Source organism: Nocardioides sp. R-C-SC26 (assembly GCF_021246465.1).
Taxonomy (GTDB): Bacteria; Actinomycetota; Actinomycetes; order Propionibacteriales; family Nocardioidaceae; genus Nocardioides.
In genome coordinates, this window is the sequence record NZ_JAHRHK010000071.1 from 1 (window position 1) to 320 (window position 320).

The following is a 320-nucleotide window of genomic DNA, read 5'->3' on the forward strand; positions in this document are numbered from 1 at the left end:
CTTCGTGCCGTGCGAGAGCTGGCACGAAGTCGTCGAGCACCACGATCCCGCCGTCCTCCACCAGGTCGGCGATGGCGTCGACGCTGACGTCGTCGCCGGACCCGCCCGAGCTCTGCCCGGGGTCGAGGAACAGCAGGGAGAAGGGCCCCAGCGTGTGCAGCGTCGACCAGTCGGCGGCGAGCACCTCGACCTGCGGGTCGTCCTGGAAGACCTCGGCGGCCGCACGGGCGAGCTTCGGGTTGAGCTCGGCGGTGACGATCGTCGCCTTCTCGCCCCGGACGCCGGAGCGCAGCCAGGCGGTCCCGACGCCGCAGCCGGTG

Annotated in this window: 1 pseudogene; it reads right to left on the reverse strand. The window is 72.8% G+C overall.

Annotated features, from left to right (window positions below):
- Positions 1-320: pseudogene (locus KSO97_RS17480) on the reverse strand (class I SAM-dependent methyltransferase); the annotation flags it as partial.